This window comes from Pseudoalteromonas 'SMAR' (genome assembly GCF_048515945.1).
Classification (GTDB): Bacteria; Pseudomonadota; Gammaproteobacteria; order Enterobacterales; family Alteromonadaceae; genus Pseudoalteromonas.
On record NZ_JBLWMW010000036.1, the window covers coordinates 23,223 to 42,836 of the forward strand.

Consider the following 19,614-nt stretch of genomic DNA (forward strand, 5'->3'; position numbering starts at 1 on the left):
CGCCGTTGAGTAAACTGTTATCAAAAGAAACTGAAATAGTTTCAACCACCGTCAGCGAGCCTAGCTGAGCCGGCTATACCTTAAACTTGCCCACCAATTCCGCGAGCTTATCTGACAAGCTTTTTAGCTGCACGCCATTGTCGTTGGTGTTCGCGGCAATATCGCTGACGTTATCCGCTGCGTTTTTGATCTCGACAACATTGCGGTTAATGTCTTCGGCCACATGTTGTTGTTGCTCCGCGGCCGTGGCAATTTGGGTATTTAAGTCGCTGATGTTCACTATCGATTGGGTTATCTCGCTAAATTGCTGCTGCGCCGAGTTGGTTAACTCCACCGTCTGCTCGGTGACCTCCAAACTACGCTTCATTTCGCCAGACACTTGCTCACTCATTTTACGTAATTTATCGAGCTGAGAGGCAATTTCTTCGGTGGATTCGGAGGTCCGCTGTGATAACGCTCGAACCTCATCGGCTACGACCGCAAACCCTCGGCCGTGCTCACCGGCTCTCGCCGCTTCGATTGCAGCATTTAAAGCCAGTAGGTTGGTTTGCTCGGCAATGCCACGGATAACGCTCAAAATCGACATGATGTTCTCGCTTTCGGAGTCGAGCTGCATAATATCCGAGGTCGCTTTATTAATGACTTCAGACAAAGACGCCACGCTGTCGACCGACTGGGTAATGACCCTTTGGCCAATTTCAGAAGCTTGTTGCGTTTGCCCAGCCAACTCCGCGGCATTGGCGCAGCTTGCGGCCACCTCGTTAGCGGTGGCTGCCATTTGGTTAATTGCCGTGGCGGCCATTTCTAATGCTTGTTGCTGTTGACCCGTTGCGCCATTTAGCTGCTCTGATTGCTCGGCCGTAAGCGTGGCTGTGGTACTTACTTGCTGAGCACATTCATTAATTTGTTTTACCAGCTCAGCAATTAGGTTTAAGAATAAGTTAAAGCTGTTGGCTAATTTGCCAGTTTCGTCTTCGGTTTTAATATTCAGGCGCTGAGTGAGATCGCCGCCTCCTTGAGAAATTTCAGTAAGACCATCACTCACTTCGACAATAGGTCCAGAGATCAGCTTCGAAATGTAGCTCGCTAACAATAAAAACACCACGATTAATACAATACTGATCAGCACAATGGTAACCGTCATATTATTTGCCGGCGCCATTACCTCACTTTGCTCTACTAAGCCAATAAACTTCCAGCCAAGCTCCGGAGAAGTATAAATATTGGCGTAATAGTCTTTGTCATCGATCTCCAGTTCAAACAAGCCTTCGGTGTTCTGTGCCAGCTCGCGATAACGGCCATTATCGACCTGGGACAATTGTTTAAAGCGGTAATCAGCATGCTTGACGTCTACCAGTACGTTCCCCGTGTCCTCCACCAGCATCAGATAACCGGTTTCACCTAGCTCGATGTCACTGATGATCTTGGTCAACCCTTTGAGGGAGACATCCATACCGGTGACGCCAACCGTGCGTCCACCCTGCTGAATGGCTTTTACCGTGGACACAATGACCATGTCATCGGCAGCCCAGTAATAGGCATTGGTGCGTACGGTGTCTCCTCCGGCCTCTTTACCGGTCATATACCAGGGCCGCTGGCGCGGATCGTAGTTAGCGTTCACATTCCCCTGTGGCCACTGAATATAACCACCTTGCTCATTCCCCATGTAAATGTAAGCAATGCCAGGATGAGTCTCGCCAAAGTGTTCAAACAACGAAAACGCTTCACGTTCGGTGCTGCTGTTTGCCATGGAGTCCAGCATGGTGGCTGATGCTGTAGACATATAGGTTTTAACATCTTGTTTTGCCGCTTGCACCCGACCATGTGATGCTAAATAGTCAACGTCTTTAGCTATTTCATCAAAAAACATCACAATACCATTATCGACCTGCAGCGCTTCGCGGTCACTGAGCTGGGCAAAACTCTCAACGGCTTGTTGGCGCGTTTGACTGATCACCAACACCGTGATGATGATTAAAGGAAGGGCAATTGCTGCGGCAAATGAAGCTTTTAGTTTGTATGAAATATTCATGGATCTACACCGTACCATTGATATCAAAAATATAGTCCACTGGCGAAATAGAGCAAGAATCACACTAAATTGTTAAATTTTCTTTATTTGTTGGTCAATATTTGTCTCTGGAAATAGAAAAGTTTATGATCTAAGAGGCATAATGCTCCAGAAATTTCAGAAAAGTTCATTTTTTAGGCTATTATTATCCATAGCTTGTCATAAGCATTGGAAACATTAACCTTTTATTTGTTCGAGATTTTGCGCTCAATCATTTAACAACGGGATATCTATGTTAAAAGTATCAACTATCTCACTGGCGTTGGGTCTAGCTCTTAGCTCTAACTCAGTGCTTGCCAGCGATTCAGAAATTGACGCACTTAAACGTCAACTTGCTGAACTTCAACAGAAATTGACGCAGCTTGAAAAGAAAGAACAGGCTCGTAGTCAAAAAGAGCAAACAGTTAAAGCCGAGAAGAAAAAGGTAGAAGTTGCCAAAGCCGACCCTAAACCAACTATCAAAGTTGGCGGTGCGGTGAGAACCAACTTTAGCCACACCTCGTACGATGACGATAACAAGAATCGTGGCGGTGACTTCGATTTTGATATTTTCCGACTGAACTTCTCGGGCAATGTAGGTGGGTTTGGCTTAAACGCCGAGATCCGCTTCTTCGACTACATGAGCGCAGTGAAATACGCGTATCTTGATTATGATTTTGCCGATGTTTGGCAAGCTCAGGTCGGGATGACCAAAGTCCCTTTCGGTAACTGGCCTTATAACTCACACAACTGGTTCTTTAACACCACTTATTATATCGGCTTAGAAGATGATCACGACATGGGCGTGGTGTTTAAGCGTAAGCTCAGCGACAACTGGCAACTCGACCTGGGTTTCTTTAAAAATGACGAGCTTGGTGGCGTAGATGGCTATGTTGAAGACCGTAGCGACCGTTACTCGTACGATGTGGTTGGTTTCCGTCAAGCCGACGATGGCGTATATGACAACCCAGCGCAGCCAATTGGTGAATACAACACCTTCGCAGGTCGTTATGCCTATCACGTTGAACACGATGGCGGCACCACTGAACTTGGTGTTTCAGCGCTAGCTGGCGGTTTGCACGATGGCAATGATCGAGCGGGTGACTATAACGCTTGGGCATTACACTTAAACAGCAACATGGGCCCATGGAACATTCAGCTTCAGCACGGTGAGTACAACTACGATATCGATAACGTCAACCGCATGGCGGTAGGTGCATATGCGTTCTACGACTCAATCGCAGCAGAAGCCACTATGTCGAACTTTAACGTCGCTTACAGCATGCCTGTGGAGTTTGGCCCAATCACTGGTCTACAGTTCTACAATGACTATGGCATCATCTACGACAAGTCAGATAATTCTGAAGACACTTGGATGAATGTCACCGGCGTTTCGTTAGCGGCAGGTGCGTTTTTCACCTACGTTGATTTAGTCCACGCGAAGAACCAACCATTTGTGGGTGGCTCTATTGCCGGCGACAGCGACGAAACAGAGCGCCGCTTTAATATCAACTTCGGCTATTATTTCTAATAGCCGGTTTGCGCTATTAAGCGAACGCGATAAACGCATATATTAAAAAAGGCTGAGCAACTAGGTTGCTCAGCCTTTTTTGATTATTGTTTATGTTAGTTTCGCTAAAGCCATATCATGACAATTATGCAGACCAACCGAGTGACTCCGCTTGTGCTGCCGCTTGTTGTGGTAAATCGGCAGCAATAAACTTGCTGTGCAGTACCTGCACTCCAAGTAAGTGGTTAATCACGGCATCAAGCTGCACTTTTAATGAATCATCGGCCTCAGGCGAGTCATGGAGCTCAAACAGCGCATTTACGGCATCAAAGTCGAGTAAACCCGACGCGGCAATGGCCTGCTCGGATAAATACTTATCAGCCAATACCCGCATTGCCGTCCACTTTTTCTCATCGGAATGGGCCGGCGGCGCCATAAAAGCAAACTTTTCACGTTTGTAGAGCACTTCGGGCAGCAAACCTTTCATTGCCTCACGTAAGACATACTTTTCTTTTCTATCTTTGATGCGGTATTTAGGTGGAATGCTAAAAGCAAACTCTGCTAGGTGATGATCTAAAAAGGCGGGTCTGGCTTCCATGGAGTTCGCCATATCGACCCTGTCTCCGCCCCAAGTGAGAATTTGCCCCTCTAACATGGTCTTTATCCAAACATACTGGGCTTTATCAAGTGGGTGACGTCCTTCCAGCTGCTTGCTATCAAGGGTTTGTGCAATGGCTTTGCCTGGATCGTAGCCCGTTAACGCCTCACGATGTTTTGGTGCCACCAGTCGATGGGCAAAGTCACTGCAAGACAACCAGGGTTGTAAGCAGCTTGGTGTAAAGCCTACCACCTCATCCAACGCGGCACTGTCGTACTGCTCTCGCGACAGCATGGCGCCTTTAAACAACTTATTACTGTCCTCGAGCATGGCTTGCCACTGCGCTTTTTCCTCGCTATCGAGCTCGTCTAAACCATACAAAAATAAGTCTTTACGGAAAGCCGGATAACCGGCAAACAGTTCATCCGATCCCTCTCCGGTCATCACCACTTTATAATTTGCTTGATTCACTTGCTGGCTCATCAAATACTTAGCAACCCCTAAAGTGTTGTAAATGGTGCGCTCGGTATGCCATAGGGTTTGCTCGAAGTAGCCATACAGTTCATCGCCACTTAACGACATAATATGATGATCGGCTTTGGTGGCCTCGGCCATTTGTTTAGCAATGGGAGTTTCGTCGTAGTCGGCGCTGTCAAAACCTATGGTAAAGGCCTTAATCGGCGCCTGCGCCGCCGCGGAAGACAGACCTAAAATGGCGCACGAATCAATACCGCCACTTAAATAGCAGCCTACAGGTACATCTGCCGTTAACCTTAGTTGCACCGCCTCTAGCAGCTTTTTACGTACACCATCAATATAGTAGTCTTCTTCTTCGGCGTGGTTATACTGCTCGGCGGCAGGAAAATCGACATCCCAAAATGGCGTATCGGTAATTTTAAAACCCTCTTTTGACCGGGTGATACTCACCACATGACCAGGTTTAACTTGGTGAACATTAGCAAATGCCGTACTCCCCGGCACCATTACCTGGATCAGTTGATGAAATAATCCTTCGCTGGAGAAACGTCGTTCCACTTTGGGGTTGGCAAACAACACTTTTAACTCTGAGCCAAACACCACTTCATCTTCGGTTTGAGTGTAGTAAAGAGGCTTAATGCCAAATCTGTCCCGTACCAAATGCAAGGTATCGGTTTTTTGGTCATATAAAGAAAACGCAAACTCGCCACGTAAGTGCTTGAGCATGCCTTCTAGGCCATACTGCTGATACAGGTGAATGGCAATTTCTGAGTCACTTTTACTTTGAAAGCGTGCCCCCTGCGCCACCAGCTCCGCCCGCAGCCGCGCATAATCATAAAACTCCCCGTTGTGGGCTAGCATGATGCGATTATCCGAGCTTAAAAAGGGCTGTCTGCCGCGCTGCTCATTCAAATCTATAATCGATAGCCTAGCATGGCTAAAACCTACGCCATGAATTTGCTTATAACCAAAGCCGTCTGGACCGCGATGGTGTTGAATAGCAGCCATATTAACTAATAGCTGATTGTCGAGCTCTATCTGATCGTTGTTAGCAAAGATACCCGCAATTCCGCACATATATACTCCTTAAATTACATCCATTACGGTACTGGCTCGCTGCACCATGCAGGTGAGCAACGCTTGGCGCAGAAATACCGCACCACGAGCTTGACTGAAGTACCAATTATGAGGAGTGGCATCGACACTGGTACATAACTCCTCACCACGGGCAAGGGGGTGTAAGACAATGGCGTCCGATTTAAACGGTGAATTAGCGTCTAATTTAAACGACTTACCATAGGTCTCAAAACTTTCACCGACCCAAGCGATTGAGTTGATGTAAACCACATCCAGCTCTGGCAGGACGGAATTCAGGTGGTGCGCAATAGTGACCTTGACACCCGCTTGCTCAAGCTGAGCAATTTGCTCTGGCGTCACCGCACCTTCAACACTGTCGTCATACAGCAAGAATATTTCTTCTACAATGCGTGGAAAGTGTACAAACATTTTCAGTAAACTACGCACCGTGCGCATTTGACTCGGTACGCCGATAACACCAATTTTAATGGGCTTAAAGTTTTCACTATCTGGTAACAGTAAACTGGGTCGCCATTTAAAAATGGTATACAAATCCGACATCGCCTGAGTGGGGTGCTCGTCAATGCCGTTACCGGCATTAATAATGGGGATCCGTAAGCAGTGGATCATTTCTTCAATGGACTCCACCGATGTGTCGCGTAGCACCACGCAGTCGCCATAGTTATTAAACATTTCCGCCACGTCTTCTAGCGACTCACCTTTGGCGATACCCGTTGATGAACGGTCGGTGATCGACATAATATCGCCCCCTAAGCGGTGCCAAGCACTCTCAAACGAGAGGCGAGTACGTGTACTGGGTTCATAAAATGCACTGATCAAGATTTTCCCGCTCAAAGGCGAGCTAAATCTGGCGGGGTTACTTTCATATTTGGCAGCTAACCGAAACAGCTGGATCAATACGTCTCTGTCTAAATGGTCAACACTGATAATATGTTTATTCTCTAAACAGTGAAGCCGGTCGAAGTCTTCTTCTATCGTCCTGAGTAGCGCCTTAGGGTGTGCATCCCCGTAGACGTCAGGCTGCGCTCGATTAAACTCTACTTGCTGCGCACTTACCATAACTGCCTCTTTTTAAGATCTTTTAAGAACATAACGGCAAGGACCACAGGACATAAACAACTCAGTACAATGGCTATCCAAACCAAGCTTGAAAATGCAGTGAGAGAAATCATACATCCTCCGCCTTACTCTGAGCGTCCAACTCTTGCCAATGAAACGATTGCTGACTGGTTCGCCAAGCAACCAAACAAACTACCAAAGACACGGCACACGATGTCAGTGCCGCGACATAAAAACCGATATAAAAATAACCAACCAACCCAGATAAGGTGCCCAGTAACATTGCCAGCCCAGCACTGTTGCCAGTTAAACGAGCAAAATACAAACCAAACACAATGGGCCAAATGGTGCTGGCCACGAAGGCACCAGCAAAGTTTAATAATGCCCCTAGGGTTGCCACTTTGGGCAAGCACAGTAACCAAGTGACGAGCCCCAGTCCCACGATGATCCATTTGGCGCTTTTTAGCCGCTGCTCGTCGCTGGAATTGGGATTAATGTATTGCACATAAATATCTTGGTTAATTAAGTCTGATGTTGCTGCTAACAACGAGTCCAAGCTCGATGCTAACGCCGAGAACACCACAATAAATAAAATAATCGAACCAACGTACCCCAACACTTGGCTCGCAACCAGCGGGCCTACCATGTCGGCACTGGCAGGGTACAAGCCCAAAACCGGGGCCGCCAACGCAATAAAGCCAGTAACAATAGGAATGGGCAACCACAGCAACCCTGCAGTTAAATACGCTTTTTTGCCAATGCCTCCTTTAAAGGCAAACGCACGGGACCACCAGACGTTACTGTGAAATATTTCACCAAGACCAAAGAAGATATTATTGAATAGGAACATCACCGCGGCCGGAAACAGTAAGTCGAGTAATTTGGGGTGATCGGCGCTGAGTTTTTGATGAATTGGCTCAAGACCGATGTTGCTAGCCACCACAATGGCAATCCCAACGACGCCGGCAAGAATAATAACGGCTTGGATAAAATCCGTGGCAATGACCGCCTTCAAGCCGCCAAACAAGGTATAAACCACGCACATCAACAGAATGATCGACATTCCTAAGTGGTAGTCTAAACCGCTTAACGTATTCAGCAGAATGCCACCGGCCATGCCCAAGCTCACCAGCCAGCTCATGGCATAAACAAATGAAATAATTAAGAACACCCACCATGAAAAACGCCCAAAGCGCAAGCGAATAAAGTCGCCACTGGTATAGCCGTGGGGCAAGAGTGTTTTAATGCGCTGACTTAAAGGCGCAAATAAAATAAGGCCAAAAGCAGCGCAGGCATAACCTATCATGCCCCAAATACCAAACTGATAGGTGAGTTGCGGCGCCACCAGGGTAGTATTACTGGTGACCCAAGTGGCCATTGCCGTGGCACAGGCAAACGCCAGCCCAACATTGCGCCCAGCTAAAGCAAATTCATTGTGTGATTTGACTTTTTTACCGACCCACCAACCAAACAAGACCCATAGCAGCGCAAATCCGAGCGCCAACCCCAGCGCCAGAGTGGCATCTATCATAGTGCCCCCTCTTGTTCTGTGTTGTTATTTTTGACATGGCCATAAGAGATAAAGGCAACGAGCATGAGAAAAAGAAAGAGACCCAAGGCAAATAAGCTCAGCGCTAGGTTCACAGCATGATGCTCAACCTTGAAGGTGGTGTTGGCAATAATGGTGTTATTTTCTGTTGTCATTAGCGTGGCGCGGTAGTTGCCATCACTTAGGCCGCTGATGGTGACGGCGCGTTGCTGTGGCGCAAGATTCAGCGTTAATGAAAAGTCGCTATCAAGGTGTTGAACTTGAATGTGCTGCGGGCTTTTTACTGCAGTATTTTCAACATTAAGAGTGATAAAACCCGCCGTTGCTACCTCGTCACTCGCCCTCAGGGAGGCCGCAAGCCCATTGCAGCTCATGGTGATCATAACTAGCATGACTAAACGGGCGATCCACATCCTCATATCCCTAAAATCAATTATTTCACTATCTGAAATAACCCTGATTTTCTGTTGTCCAAACTGTTACTAGTAATATCAAAGACTAGTGTATGATTCAAATTTGTCCAGAAATCAAAAACTAGCTTGTTGTTTTAGCGGCCTTGTCTAAAACACATTGAAACAACAGGTTGGCACCGGCCGCGACATCGTGCCAGTGACTCCACTCATCCGGAGCATGGCTTACGCCGTTTACGGAAGGGATAAAAATCAGCCCGGTGGGGCAAATCTCTGAGAAAAACTGACTGTCGTGTCCTGCGCCGCTGGGCATCACTTGATAATTGAGACCCAACTCTTCTGCTTTTTTGGAAATAAAATCAACAATTTTTGGTGTGCACTTCATCGGAGACAACCAGCTAACCTGCTCATACTCAAACATCAGGTGGTGCTTTCTCGCAATCGCCGAAAGGGTTTTTCTGCAAGCCGCTTCGAGGTATTGCATCACCGTCTCGTCCATATCCCGAGCCACCACAGTAAAATCTACTTCACCGGCAATGGTGTGGGCAAAACCCGGTTTAAGCTCGGCCTTACCCACAGTGATCCGGGTGCTGTCTGTTCCCTCTTCAGCAATAATACGATCCAGTTGGTAAGCAAAATCAGCCAACCCCATAAAGGCATCGCTGCGCATTTCCATTGGTGCAGTACCTGCATGATCGGCTTTGCCTATGAGCTTAACGATCCATTTAAAAACGCCAGAGATCCCTTCCACAACACCTATTTGGATACCTTTTTGATCCAGCACAGGTCCTTGTTCAATATGCAGTTCATAAAAACAATGGATCTGATCCGCCTCTAACTTGGCACTGAGCGCCCCCATGGGATCTAACCCTTGGTCTTTCATGGCGTCACTTAGCATGTAGCCATCGGCATCGTGGCTGGTGAGTATTTGATGCGGGGTTAATTTTCCAGTTAAGGCTTGGGCGCCAATCATACCGCCAAAGCGACCTTCTTCCTCACTGGTACCAATCACCCAAAGGGGACGCTCAAGTTTGATACCGTTTTCCTTTATCACACGCAAACATTCAAGCCCAGCAATCACTCCCAACGTACCGTCAAACATCCCTCCTGCAGGAACACTGTCTAAGTGTGAGCCCATCATCACGGCGGGCTGGTTGGCAATGTCAGGGTTACTTAGTGCAATAATAACGTTACCCGCGCCATCCATTCGGCTCTCGAACCCCTCGCTTTGTGCCAATTCCATTAACCACTTTCGTGCAGCAAAATCTTCATCAGTAAAACCTTGGCGGTATACCCCTTTGTCTTCGAGGTTGTAACCAAACTCAGCCAATGCTAATAACGTCGACTTTAATCGCTCTAGATTGATTTCCATACTTTACCCCTATCGTTGCCAATCGCTCGCTGTTATCGTCCACCTCCACTTCTTATAGCGCGCCACTGGTATTCGCCTTTGTTTTAGCTTAGTTGAAAACTCGCGAAATTCAGCCGCTGTGATATGCTTTTATACAGTTGGGTTGAAAACGACTTTCAGCCTAGGCGTATTTCAAGGGTCGCTATGCGCAAACAAACCGTACCGCTATTTAATCGCTGCTTTTGGCTCCATGTTGCTGGCATTTTATTTGTTGGCTTAGGTTTTATTGGTATCGCGTTACCGGTCATGCCGACGACCATTTTCTTTATTCTCGCCCTAGCTTGCTTTACTCGCTCTTCTCCTAAGCTCGAACAATGGCTACTTACTCACCCCAAATTTGGCCCCAGTCTTCAGGCTTGGCGTCAATACCAAGTGATCCCAATCAAGGGTAAAATCGGTGCCACACTGGGAATGGCCATTGGGCTTGTGGCACTTGGGCTCAGTAGCGCACCCGTTTGGGTGGTGTGGATGGTCGCGGGCATTGAGGTGATTGTACTGGCTTACATTTATTCTCGACCTTCTTTTGCACCAGTGCAAAGTTAGTTTATGGCTCTCAACTAAGCATACGAATAGGCCATCAGAGTTTTTCTGAAAATTATTTAGTGTCAACTCCTATTACACTGCAATATATTCATACCTCGACTATATTTATCCTTACTGCCTGCATCGTTTGTAACTACCTAAAGGTATGCCAAAAGCGTAAAAGTAATAATGACATTGATGAAACTGCTTTTAGGTCTGAGCATGTTAGGCCAACTGATCACCACTACGACAACACATACTCCAACTCAGAGCGTTGTATTAAGTTACCCAACCGGCGGCTATCCTCCGTATACCACAGCCGCTGGCAAAGGGCTTATTGTTGATAAGGTGCGCACATTGGCCAAAAAGCTGGGTTATCAACTAGAAATAGTTCAATTACCCGCAGCTCGAACCGATTCCTTTTCGCAGTTTCAAATTGACTGTCGCACCAAATCTAAGGCGCTAGTGACGAACCCAGAACAATATCTTTGGAGTCGACACCTAGTTACCATGAATGATGTTCTGGTTACCTCGGCGAATAGCCGTTATAGCGCAACCAATGTGCACGAATTTGCAGAAAAAGGGGGGTTGCTGGGTTTAGTTAATGGCTTCAGCTACCCCCAGTTAGAATCCATACTGCCAAGCATAGACTTTACTCGAGCGGGTGATGTTCAAAGTGTGGTTGCAATGTTGCTGCGCCAACGTGTCGACGGCATCATTATTGATGAACGGGTGTTTTTGCATCAGCTTAATCTGCGCGATCTCAGCCCACTTGATTTCACCCTCAGTCCACCGCTTGCCAGTTATTCATTTCGTTTACAGTGCGCTAAAACCGCAGCTGCAGAAGCTTTTATAAAGGCGCTAAATGCGCAATTACCTTAACGACTTTTTACTGACTATTTACAAGTAAATAGTCGGAAAAAAGACATCAATGTGTAACTCCACCCAAGTTAGTACAATTCTTTCGTAGAGTTTTATGCAACCTCAAGGTAACCAATTGATGCCATATCGCCAAGTAAACCATGAGGCCATTCATAATTATAAATATCTAACTATTCGTCTGTGATTTCACATACTTCTTGTAGTAACTTCGGTAAAACTTTTACTAAAGTAATTTAAAGAACCTACCGATAAATAAACCCTCTTCACGTATAAGGAATATGTTATGAAGATAGGTAACCCAGCCATTAGTCAGGCCCTGCTTAATACCACAAAGCAATTAACTGACAGCAATAAAACCATTAGCGATGAAATTAACATTGCAGCCAAACAGCAACATGCGCAAAGCAATATGCATGATGAGCCTGCTCTGGCAAGCAACCCTAATCTTCACAAGATTGAAGTAACGTCTGTGAGTGTTTATGAGCCTGATCGGTTTGCGAAAGTATCTAAAACGCTTTATTTTGGTGAATTACCCAGTTTATTTAGAGATATGCAATCTCATTACCAAGACGTTATGAGTGAACTGGAAAAGTCAGATCCACAGCTGGCACAACAAGAGTGGGGCTTTTCTGTTGAGCAAAGTGGCCAGCTTGTTGTAAGTGGTTCTATCAGTGATGAAGAAAAAACGTATTTGGTAGAGAAGCTTAATGAAAATATAGAGCTTGTGCAATTAGCCAAACAAGTTCCCGATGTTTTGATGAAAGGCATGGCTTACGACAGAGGTGCCGACGGTAAGGCCAATGCGTGGGGCAAGTATGATTTAAACACAGAAAATCTAAAAGATGTTCTGAATTTTAGAGAAGTGTTAGAGAGCACTTACACCGAACGAGATGATATTTCCTACTTCAAAGGCAACTTTAACACCTTTTAATTTTCCGAAAACGTGGCAAGTCAATTAAAAAGAAACGCCGAGATCAAATTTAGTTATTAAATGTTGTGTTCGTTTGAAATTATAACCAAAGACTCGATGTACACGGCCATCGGATGGCGCATCATAAACCGTTAACCACGGCTTGTAATCCTGATACTCGCCAGTACCGCGTCCCTCTTTAATCCACTTAAGATATTGCGCCTCAGTATGGCCAATCTTCCTAGACATAATATACCGCTATAACTGATTGAAATTTCAGCATAGCGCAACTGCTGTTAGCAACTCAATCTTTATCAAAAAAGATGAACTAAAAATCACTAACAACTTGTTTTACCCAAGTCATCCTATATGATTACTAAAAATTATCTGACTAAAACCAGTGTAATCGCTGAATTTGGAGTTGAAGTGTTTGACGAGCTTTACTTAGAAAACTTTGGTGCTTTCAAAGAAGCTAAGCTTTCATTTTCTCAAGGAATAAATGTTTTTATTGGTGAAAATGGTACTGGAAAGACGCACTTAATGAAACTTGTGTACTGTATGCAGCAACAAAGCAGCTCTAGTGGTTTGCAGCAAAAGTTAATTAACGTTTTTCGTCCAAGTTTAGGGCAAGTGTCCAGATTAGTAAGGCGCAAAAAAGGCTCTACTCATGCAAAAATTATACTGCGTGATACATCCGGTAATTCAAAAAGGCTTGAGTTTAATAATACGCGACATAAAAGCTTCGAGTTGACGGGTAGTCTTGACGCTTCCTCTGATCCTGTATTTATCCCAGTAAAAGAAGTTTTATCTTTCGCACCGGGCTTCATATCTCTATATGACAAGTATGAGTTGTCCTTTGAGGAAATTTACTATGACATTATTAAACAAGCTTACCTGCCAGCACGAAAAGGAATGCCCTTAAAAGATGAGGCTCCCATATTAGAGTTAATACGAAAGACTGTTGGCGGCAAAGTAAGTATTTCAGGTGATGAGTTTCAATTAAAGTCTGGTAATTCGAAACTAGAAATGTCTCTCGTGGCAGAGGGACATAGAAAGTTGGCTCTAATTTGGCAGCTTATCCATAATGGTTCAATGTTTAGTAACAATACTCTTTTCTGGGATGAACCCGAAGCAAACTTAAACCCTTCACTAATGCAGTATGTAGCCAAGATACTTGTAATGCTGGCAGAAAGAGGCGTACAGATTTTCTTAGCTACCCACAATTACGCCTTTCTTAAAGAATTAGACTTTGCTCAAGCAAATAACATTAGCTATTTTGCATTAGAAAAAACTTCTGACGGAGTCGAGCCTCACGCCTTTTCAAAGTATGACAGTGTTACTCCCAATAAAATAGCGGACGAATATCTACGTCTATATGATTTAGAAGTAATAAACTCTTTGGGAAATGCTAAATGAGAGATTGGGACAGAAACCCAAATTGGCGAGAACAAGATTTATACTTCGACTTCTCACAAGCTAGATCGGCAATTAAACTAGATGAGTCTGGTAGAGATGGGCACGGGCTTTCTCACATGCTGAAATCTGTCGACTTTGTTGTTGAATGGAGTAATCAGTATTGGTTAATAGAAATCAAAGACCCCGACAACGGAGCAATTCCCGAGGCCCAAAGAGAAAAACAACTTAATAAGTTTTCAAAAGAATTAAAAAGTGGAGAGTTAATATCAACTCATCTGTTTCCAAAGCTTAGAGACAGTTTAATTTATCTTAGTATGGATAAAGGTGTCCCCAACCTCCCACTCAAGTATATTGTTCTCATTGGCATGAACTGTCTTGAGCCACCAGAGTTATCAGCTCTTAAGGCAAAGCTTAAAAATACGAATTGGCTCTCTGGGCCAAAAAGAGGGTGGAATAAAAGTTTTGACATTCAATGTTTAAATATCAAGCAGTGGAACAGATTACTCACTAACTGCCCCGTTCAGAGAATAAGTAACAATTAACCCAAACACTCAGTGTGAAACTATATTGTTTGGGATGAAACTATATTCCTAAGTCACAAAAATGTAGCCCCGCAATATAGTTTCATACTGAGCGGGGCTGAATGGCCTGTGTTTTGGCTTGGAAATTTAAGGCTGGGAAAATAGAGTTTCATACTGGCGCTGGTTAAACCTTCACAACTATCCAAATACTGAATAATAAAGTTTCATTCTCTCAGAAGGTTAATTTCACAGCAGAGTTAAGCATCTGGGGGAGTTTTAATTACTGGAGGGTCTATAGGTATTGCTTGAGCCATAGCCCTAAGCATTAGTGGAGCTGACAAACCTACATTTACAGCAAGAATAGGACTCAGCAAAGTATTTGATGAAACATATACAAAAGCTAATCCACCACCAAGGAGAGGTAAAATGAAAAATGGTAGCCAATACAACAAGTCTTTAAAATCTGGACGCTCTTCTGTTGGTACTTTGTGTAATTCAGCAAGCTCCAACAGCTTAATGGCAAGAGCCCCACTCATAGCAAACCAAACTGAAGATTGAATTGAGTTTAAAAACTCCATATTTAAGCACCTCGATTTCGAAAAATTGAAGAGATACGAGAGCCTACACTTGCATTTTCGCGATACAGGCTCCTTAAAGTATATAATGACTCCCCTCCTTCATTTCGGGAGGACGATTTGACTATATCTGAACCGTGATTTTTAATGTATTGTCTTACATCGTCCTGAGTTGCTTTAGCCTCAGTTGCAATCCCTCTAATAGTCCTCCACTCATATTTCTTATTTGCGAAAGCTTTTGTAATTTGTTCTTCAACTTTTTTATCCATATGGCCTCTATATTTTATACTTCAGTGGAGTAAAATTAACTCCAATCATTACACTCTAATCTGTTGTGGAATCGTTACCCTAGGCTTTATTTCTGTTAAAACATTATTGTAAGCCTTAAGAATGTCGTTAAAAATATCTTTATGTTTCGGAGCATTTAGAGTAATTACGAAGGCGTACTTTATTGTTGGAGCCTTCGTACCGCTAATCGTACCGCCGCCATCTCTAGCCATGTAATGAAGCTCAAAATAAGGTTTATAAAGGCCTCTACCGGTCTTATTTAGGTTAGCGTGCAATGCAGTTTCCCATTTTGCGGCATCACGTCTCAGCTCAGCTTCAGTAGCCCTTTTTTGTTGCTTAAAGAAAGACTCTTTCGACTTACCTTCTTTGGGGCACCAGCTAATCTCCACACCAGCCTTTGTGTACATTGAAGAGTCTTGTGGATCAACTTGAGTAGAAAAGCAACAAGTCGCTCTAATATTTACCTTACCGATAATACCTGTATCTGGCATTGGTAAAGGTACTTTCAAGTATTTACCTGGTAACAACTCTCCTTGGTATAGAATTCTCGCAACCCCCTCAGGCGACTCAACTAAGGACTCAATATTATCTGGTACTTTCCCCCAACCTACCTCAGTTTCCGCATAGTTCTTAGCTTGCGCTGCATTTATTAATAAAGCTTTAATCGCCATCGCAGAAACACTGTGACCCATCAAAGCTCTTATTCCAGAGGCCTTTCTCAAAAGATAAGGCGAGGCAAAACTCGTACCTTGAACAGGAATAACATCAGTATTACCTGAATTATCGAACACATGGAAATACTCATTATGTGAACCTCCAAATGCAAGGATATCCGGTTTAACCCTCCCAGGAGCTCTACCAGGACCAACGGCGCTATATGAAGCTCTTCCCCAAGTATCTCTTGTTGAACAAGCTGAACCTACTGCAATAGCATTAACGCTATCGGAAGGGACCTGAACTCTATTAAGCTGAAACTCACTACTAGCATCGCCGTTATTGCCGACAGCAACCGCCATGAAAGTCTCTCCATCTGCTAAGTATTCATCAATCAAAGATGTCCACGAATGGATTTCATCATCATCAATAGGCAGGCTGGGACCTAAACTAAGATTAATAAATTCATACTGCCTCGAAAGCAAAATATCTTCGATATGCCCTAATACCCTGTAAAGTTCATATGGATCATCACTTTCAATTGAAGAGTCTATCACTCGGTGGTGATCAACAAACGAGAATGGTGTTGCAGCCTGCATCCCAGGAGTTAAAGGCCCAAATAAGAAAGCCGACGTAACACTTTGCCCATGCTCAACCCCAGTTACATAGTCATTTGAATTTGGATCCGATTTTATGTATCTGTGTACCCATGGATTAAGTATTGAATTCTCAGGTAACCCCCCATCTAATATTGCTACTCGAACATCATTCGCTACAGGAGGGTCGGCAGGGAGCTCTGCTGTGGCTGTGATCCCTGATGATCTCACCGATGGAACATAAGTTCTTAACCTTGGAATTGGTCTTAGGACTCTAACAAAAGAATGCTTTGCAAGATGTACTAAATTTTCTCTTTCGCCTGAAATAGGCAAAAACCATATATTTGAAACTGTTACAGCTAAATCTCTTGCTACGATGAACCCTAGTTTACTCGCGTATTGTAAGAATGAAGTCTTTATAAAATCAGATGAAGTTCCAGGTATCAGCTGTAAACCAACTTCAAAATGACCTTCAAGCTCAGTACCTGTTCCAGGTTTAATTTTTTCACTTGGTTCTACAATTTCAAAACTCCAAATTCTGGACAGATCGTCAGCTCCCAGAGTGCTATGCTTGTAATGCTCTACTTCGCTCGCAAAATCCTCTAATTGTGCTCTTTTCCCTGCAACAAAAATGCTGGTAGTTGGAGATTCTTCAGGCTCTCCCTTACGTGTCCATCTATCGGGTTTAACCGTTGTAGCTTTACTTCCTATTGATCGACCCCCCATTTCCCTAAGCAGTTTTTTAGGAAAATGTCCTTTAGAAATATATGAAGGATGTAATGTAACCTTGGTTACAGCATAATCACGGGGACAAGCTTCATCTGAAAGGTTGTTTACATGGCTAACGGCCTGCTTAATTTGAGGAGCAAGTCGCTTAATTACCTCATCTATCGAGTATAATCCACTAGAGTCTGGCTTCATTTTTGGAGGAGGCGTTAACTCAGTCAAAACCTCAGCTTTCCCTATCAAATAGTTTTTATTGTTAGCCATAAACTTAACCTCTTAAATTAATTTTTCCTTTAATTTCTTTCTAATCGTGTCCCTACTTACCCCTGTAAGCTCAGACGACTTAACTTGAGACACATTAAAATCTGACACCAGTTTTACAGCTAGTTCAATACGCTCAGGCCTTGTCATGTCTTCCAAATTGCAAAAGAGGGCCTGCATTAACGACTTCTCAAAAAACTCTGGGGTCAATACCCTAGTTTTTCTTAATTTCTCAATCGTCTTTTTGATATTGCTATAAGAAGTACCTTTTAAAGCTTGAACACACAAAGGCAGCCACTTTTGAAAGTATTTCAGATCTTTACCCAAGAAACTTCTAATTGCTGATTCCGTTTGCGCTTCAGAAGGATTGTTAAAATTAATTACAAAATCAAACCTCCTCCACAACGCAGGATCCACAAGCTCAGGGTGGTTTGTTGCCGCTACTAACAAACCCGCACTAGGCCAATCTTCAAGTTCTTGAAGCATTACCGTTACCAGTCTCTTCAATTCGCCTACATCCGCTTCATCGCTTCTCTTTTTCGCTATGGCGTCAATTTCATCGAGTAACAAAACACAAGGGTGTGATTTCGCAAAATCGATCACTGATCTGAGATTGCTACCGGTCTTACCCAAATAACTGCTCATAACGGCCGTAAGGTCCAACGTATAGAATGGAAGTTTCAACTTTGAAGCTAACCAGCTTGCTGTTAGAGTTTTCCCTACACCTGGAGGACCCTGAAATATCAATGAGCTACAGGGTCTTAGCCCAAATCGAGATAACTTCTCAGAATTACGCCTCTCATTAAGAACCTGTTTAAGCGAATCCTCAATTGACTGTTCAAATATTGGCTCATCAACTTGAGATTCATACATTTTTTGAGATTTCAATAAAGGTATTGCACTATCCATTGACGGTTCTAAAACTCTGTCAGCGTCACTTTCTGGCATAGATTTACGTAATACATCTCTAGATCGAGTTGGGTTATCCTTTAATAACTCTTCTATTTTTTTACTTGTTTCAAGGTCTGTTGCTCTTAATTTCTTAACAGCTTTTGCCAAATAAAGCCTAATATCAGCCTCTTTCCCAGAAAGAGCTAATTTCGACAAAGCAACAATATCTATTTCACCAACCATAATGACTAAAAATTACCAAAAATACATAACTAGTCAATATACACCACAATCCGCCATATATAAAGGACATTCGTGATGACTAGAAACCAAAAAAAACCTAACAACCTTCAATTGCACATATTATTATTAAGCTCATAGCGATATTTATGCATTCTACTCATAAGTTCAAAAAGTTAATTTCTAGGACAATCCGGCAGCTTACAATTACGAGCCTCTTATTACTTCTTCCAGAATAAAGTTTGGGCCACAATAACTATCCTTACTAGCATTGATACCCTAATAGAAATGGCTTTGAAGCTTTCGATACTTAACGAATAGAGTTAGTGTAATGGAAAACTCTTTAACCTAGCTCCCCAACCAATCGCTCAGCCCATCTTTCGATCTTTTCCTCAGTCAGCTTCTCTTTGTCTTTTGAAGGCTGATGCGACACACTCTTGTGATTGCCTTCTCCAACCAGCGCATCAAAATATTTCTTTGGCCAACTGAATTGGTTGCTGAGCAATCTTCTTTCTATCTCCGGTATAAAGTCTCGTAACTTACCTTTTGGCGCTAATGCTCGCGCTGAGATGACTTTGGTGGCAATGGAAGCTTTGCCATCTGAGGTATCCACCTCTAATAAGAAATAGCCTTTGCTTTGATGTTCAATACGCACAATGGTCATGCACCTTGGAGACCCGTCATCCATAAAGTGTCTTTTGCTGCGGCCAACTTCTGGTAGCTTACGAACGATGGGCTTACTTTGTTTAACACCGTGCTCTTGTTCTAGTATCTCCAGCATTTTGAAGAAGCTATCGAATTTGTTGAGATATAAATCGGCGTTGTCGGTTAAGTCATCTAAGCCATCTACGGCGGCTCGGGGTGTATCGCCTCGCGAATTTGGGTCGTCGGTGCTTACGCCTGGTAGTAGGGTGTCGGGTTTATCTTCATCTTCTTTACCGCCAGAGGTTTTTCTAGGCTTTGCATCGAC

Annotated in this window: 18 protein-coding genes; 6 read left to right on the top strand and 12 right to left on the bottom strand. The window is 44.0% G+C overall.

The window, feature by feature from the left end; translation table 11 throughout:
* Positions 1-73: 73 nt before the first annotated feature.
* Entirely contained in the window at positions 74-2,032 is a 1,959-nt protein-coding gene (locus ACNKW2_RS14570) for a methyl-accepting chemotaxis protein (protein WP_419149199.1), read from the bottom strand.
* A 271-nt stretch (positions 2,033-2,303) separates the two neighbouring features.
* On the opposite strand from ACNKW2_RS14570, the gene ACNKW2_RS14575 reads away from it, so the two are divergent.
* Positions 2,304-3,581 (top strand): carbohydrate porin, encoded by a 1,278-nt coding sequence (locus ACNKW2_RS14575; RefSeq protein WP_419149200.1) that lies wholly within the window; start codon positions 2,304-2,306, stop codon positions 3,579-3,581.
* A 124-nt stretch (positions 3,582-3,705) separates the two neighbouring features.
* Here the strand turns inward: ACNKW2_RS14575 and asnB are convergent, their stop codons facing one another.
* The 5 genes from asnB to ACNKW2_RS14600 all read right to left on the bottom strand — a co-directional run bounded on the left by asnB (position 3,706) and on the right by ACNKW2_RS14600 (position 10,123).
* Positions 3,706-5,712, bottom strand: a complete 2,007-nt coding sequence (gene asnB, locus ACNKW2_RS14580; protein WP_419149201.1) for an asparagine synthase (glutamine-hydrolyzing) — start codon at positions 5,710-5,712, stop codon at positions 3,706-3,708.
* 9 nt (positions 5,713-5,721) lie between these two features.
* Positions 5,722-6,792 carry an aspartate/ornithine carbamoyltransferase family protein gene (locus ACNKW2_RS14585; protein WP_419149202.1) on the bottom strand — a complete coding sequence of 357 codons (1,071 nt, stop codon included), beginning with the start codon at positions 6,790-6,792 and terminating at the stop codon, positions 5,722-5,724.
* A 109-nt stretch (positions 6,793-6,901) separates the two neighbouring features.
* Positions 6,902-8,323, bottom strand: coding sequence for a sodium:solute symporter family protein (locus ACNKW2_RS14590; RefSeq protein WP_419149203.1), 1,422 nt, complete (start codon positions 8,321-8,323; stop codon positions 6,902-6,904).
* Entirely contained in the window at positions 8,320-8,754 is a 435-nt protein-coding gene (locus tag ACNKW2_RS14595; RefSeq protein WP_419149204.1) for a hypothetical protein, read from the bottom strand. The genes ACNKW2_RS14590 and ACNKW2_RS14595 overlap by 4 nt, the downstream gene beginning before the upstream one ends.
* Positions 8,755-8,875: 121 nt before the next feature.
* Positions 8,876-10,123: a Zn-dependent hydrolase gene (locus tag ACNKW2_RS14600; protein WP_419149205.1), complete on the bottom strand. Its 1,248-nt coding sequence runs from the start codon at positions 10,121-10,123 to the stop codon at positions 8,876-8,878.
* A 183-nt stretch (positions 10,124-10,306) separates the two neighbouring features.
* Here ACNKW2_RS14600 and ACNKW2_RS14605 point away from each other — a divergent pair, with 183 nt between their 5' ends.
* From ACNKW2_RS14605 to ACNKW2_RS14615, 3 genes are all read left to right on the top strand, one after another.
* Positions 10,307-10,705 (top strand): YbaN family protein, encoded by a 399-nt coding sequence (locus ACNKW2_RS14605; RefSeq protein ID WP_419149206.1) that lies wholly within the window; start codon positions 10,307-10,309, stop codon positions 10,703-10,705.
* Between the two features lie 177 nt (positions 10,706-10,882).
* Complete coding sequence (locus tag ACNKW2_RS14610; protein WP_419149207.1) at positions 10,883-11,566, top strand: substrate-binding periplasmic protein; 684 nt, start codon at positions 10,883-10,885, stop codon at positions 11,564-11,566.
* A 283-nt stretch (positions 11,567-11,849) separates the two neighbouring features.
* Positions 11,850-12,497, top strand: a complete 648-nt coding sequence (locus ACNKW2_RS14615; protein WP_419149208.1) for a hypothetical protein — start codon at positions 11,850-11,852, stop codon at positions 12,495-12,497.
* Positions 12,498-12,521: 24 nt separating this feature from the next.
* Here the strand turns inward: ACNKW2_RS14615 and ACNKW2_RS14620 are convergent, their stop codons facing one another.
* A complete protein-coding gene (locus tag ACNKW2_RS14620) occupies positions 12,522-12,725 on the bottom strand; it encodes a hypothetical protein (protein WP_419149209.1) in 204 nt (67 codons plus the stop codon).
* Positions 12,726-12,845: 120 nt separating this feature from the next.
* Here ACNKW2_RS14620 and ACNKW2_RS14625 point away from each other — a divergent pair, with 120 nt between their 5' ends.
* Together ACNKW2_RS14625 and ACNKW2_RS14630 are read left to right on the top strand one after the other, a co-directional pair.
* On the top strand, positions 12,846-13,892 hold the full coding sequence (locus ACNKW2_RS14625) for an AAA family ATPase (protein ID WP_419149210.1): 1,047 nt from the start codon (positions 12,846-12,848) through the stop codon (positions 13,890-13,892).
* Positions 13,889-14,434, top strand: a complete 546-nt coding sequence (locus ACNKW2_RS14630; protein WP_419149211.1) for a hypothetical protein — start codon at positions 13,889-13,891, stop codon at positions 14,432-14,434. The genes ACNKW2_RS14625 and ACNKW2_RS14630 overlap by 4 nt, the downstream gene beginning before the upstream one ends.
* Before the next feature lie 236 nt (positions 14,435-14,670).
* Here the strand turns inward: ACNKW2_RS14630 and ACNKW2_RS14635 are convergent, their stop codons facing one another.
* The 5 genes from ACNKW2_RS14635 to ACNKW2_RS14655 form a co-directional block, all read right to left on the bottom strand.
* On the bottom strand, positions 14,671-14,991 hold the full coding sequence (locus ACNKW2_RS14635) for a hypothetical protein (protein ID WP_405128292.1): 321 nt from the start codon (positions 14,989-14,991) through the stop codon (positions 14,671-14,673).
* A gap of 2 nt (positions 14,992-14,993) precedes the next feature.
* The gene (locus ACNKW2_RS14640; RefSeq protein WP_419149212.1) at positions 14,994-15,257 is read right to left on the bottom strand and encodes a hypothetical protein; all 264 of its coding nucleotides are present in this window, start codon (positions 15,255-15,257) and stop codon (positions 14,994-14,996) included.
* A 48-nt stretch (positions 15,258-15,305) separates the two neighbouring features.
* A complete protein-coding gene (locus ACNKW2_RS14645; protein WP_419149213.1) occupies positions 15,306-17,516 on the bottom strand; it encodes a S8 family peptidase in 2,211 nt (736 codons plus the stop codon).
* Between the two features lie 12 nt (positions 17,517-17,528).
* Positions 17,529-18,647 carry an AAA family ATPase gene (locus ACNKW2_RS14650; protein WP_419149214.1) on the bottom strand — a complete coding sequence of 373 codons (1,119 nt, stop codon included), beginning with the start codon at positions 18,645-18,647 and terminating at the stop codon, positions 17,529-17,531.
* A 340-nt stretch (positions 18,648-18,987) separates the two neighbouring features.
* Positions 18,988-19,614 (bottom strand): Tn7-like element transposition protein TnsE (locus ACNKW2_RS14655; RefSeq protein WP_419149215.1); only part of this gene is annotated, 627 nt, incomplete at its 5' end.

Coding starts and splice junctions, on each gene's coding strand:
- ACNKW2_RS14645 (WP_419149213.1), bottom strand. CDS start 17,516: ATGGCTAACAATAAAAACTATTTGATAGGGAAAGCTGAGGTTTTGACT.
- ACNKW2_RS14575 (WP_419149200.1), top strand. CDS start 2,304: ATGTTAAAAGTATCAACTATCTCACTGGCGTTGGGTCTAGCTCTTAGC.
- ACNKW2_RS14595 (WP_419149204.1), bottom strand. CDS start 8,754: ATGTGGATCGCCCGTTTAGTCATGCTAGTTATGATCACCATGAGCTGC.
- ACNKW2_RS14620 (WP_419149209.1), bottom strand. CDS start 12,725: ATGTCTAGGAAGATTGGCCATACTGAGGCGCAATATCTTAAGTGGATT.
- ACNKW2_RS14640 (WP_419149212.1), bottom strand. CDS start 15,257: ATGGATAAAAAAGTTGAAGAACAAATTACAAAAGCTTTCGCAAATAAG.
- ACNKW2_RS14635 (WP_405128292.1), bottom strand. CDS start 14,991: ATGGAGTTTTTAAACTCAATTCAATCTTCAGTTTGGTTTGCTATGAGT.
- ACNKW2_RS14630 (WP_419149211.1), top strand. CDS start 13,889: ATGAGAGATTGGGACAGAAACCCAAATTGGCGAGAACAAGATTTATAC.
- ACNKW2_RS14625 (WP_419149210.1), top strand. CDS start 12,846: ATGATTACTAAAAATTATCTGACTAAAACCAGTGTAATCGCTGAATTT.
- ACNKW2_RS14610 (WP_419149207.1), top strand. CDS start 10,883: ATGAAACTGCTTTTAGGTCTGAGCATGTTAGGCCAACTGATCACCACT.
- ACNKW2_RS14585 (WP_419149202.1), bottom strand. CDS start 6,792: ATGGTAAGTGCGCAGCAAGTAGAGTTTAATCGAGCGCAGCCTGACGTC.
- ACNKW2_RS14605 (WP_419149206.1), top strand. CDS start 10,307: ATGCGCAAACAAACCGTACCGCTATTTAATCGCTGCTTTTGGCTCCAT.
- ACNKW2_RS14600 (WP_419149205.1), bottom strand. CDS start 10,123: ATGGAAATCAATCTAGAGCGATTAAAGTCGACGTTATTAGCATTGGCT.
- ACNKW2_RS14615 (WP_419149208.1), top strand. CDS start 11,850: ATGAAGATAGGTAACCCAGCCATTAGTCAGGCCCTGCTTAATACCACA.
- ACNKW2_RS14650 (WP_419149214.1), bottom strand. CDS start 18,647: ATGGTTGGTGAAATAGATATTGTTGCTTTGTCGAAATTAGCTCTTTCT.
- ACNKW2_RS14570 (WP_419149199.1), bottom strand. CDS start 2,032: ATGAATATTTCATACAAACTAAAAGCTTCATTTGCCGCAGCAATTGCC.
- asnB (WP_419149201.1), bottom strand. CDS start 5,712: ATGTGCGGAATTGCGGGTATCTTTGCTAACAACGATCAGATAGAGCTC.
- ACNKW2_RS14590 (WP_419149203.1), bottom strand. CDS start 8,323: ATGATAGATGCCACTCTGGCGCTGGGGTTGGCGCTCGGATTTGCGCTG.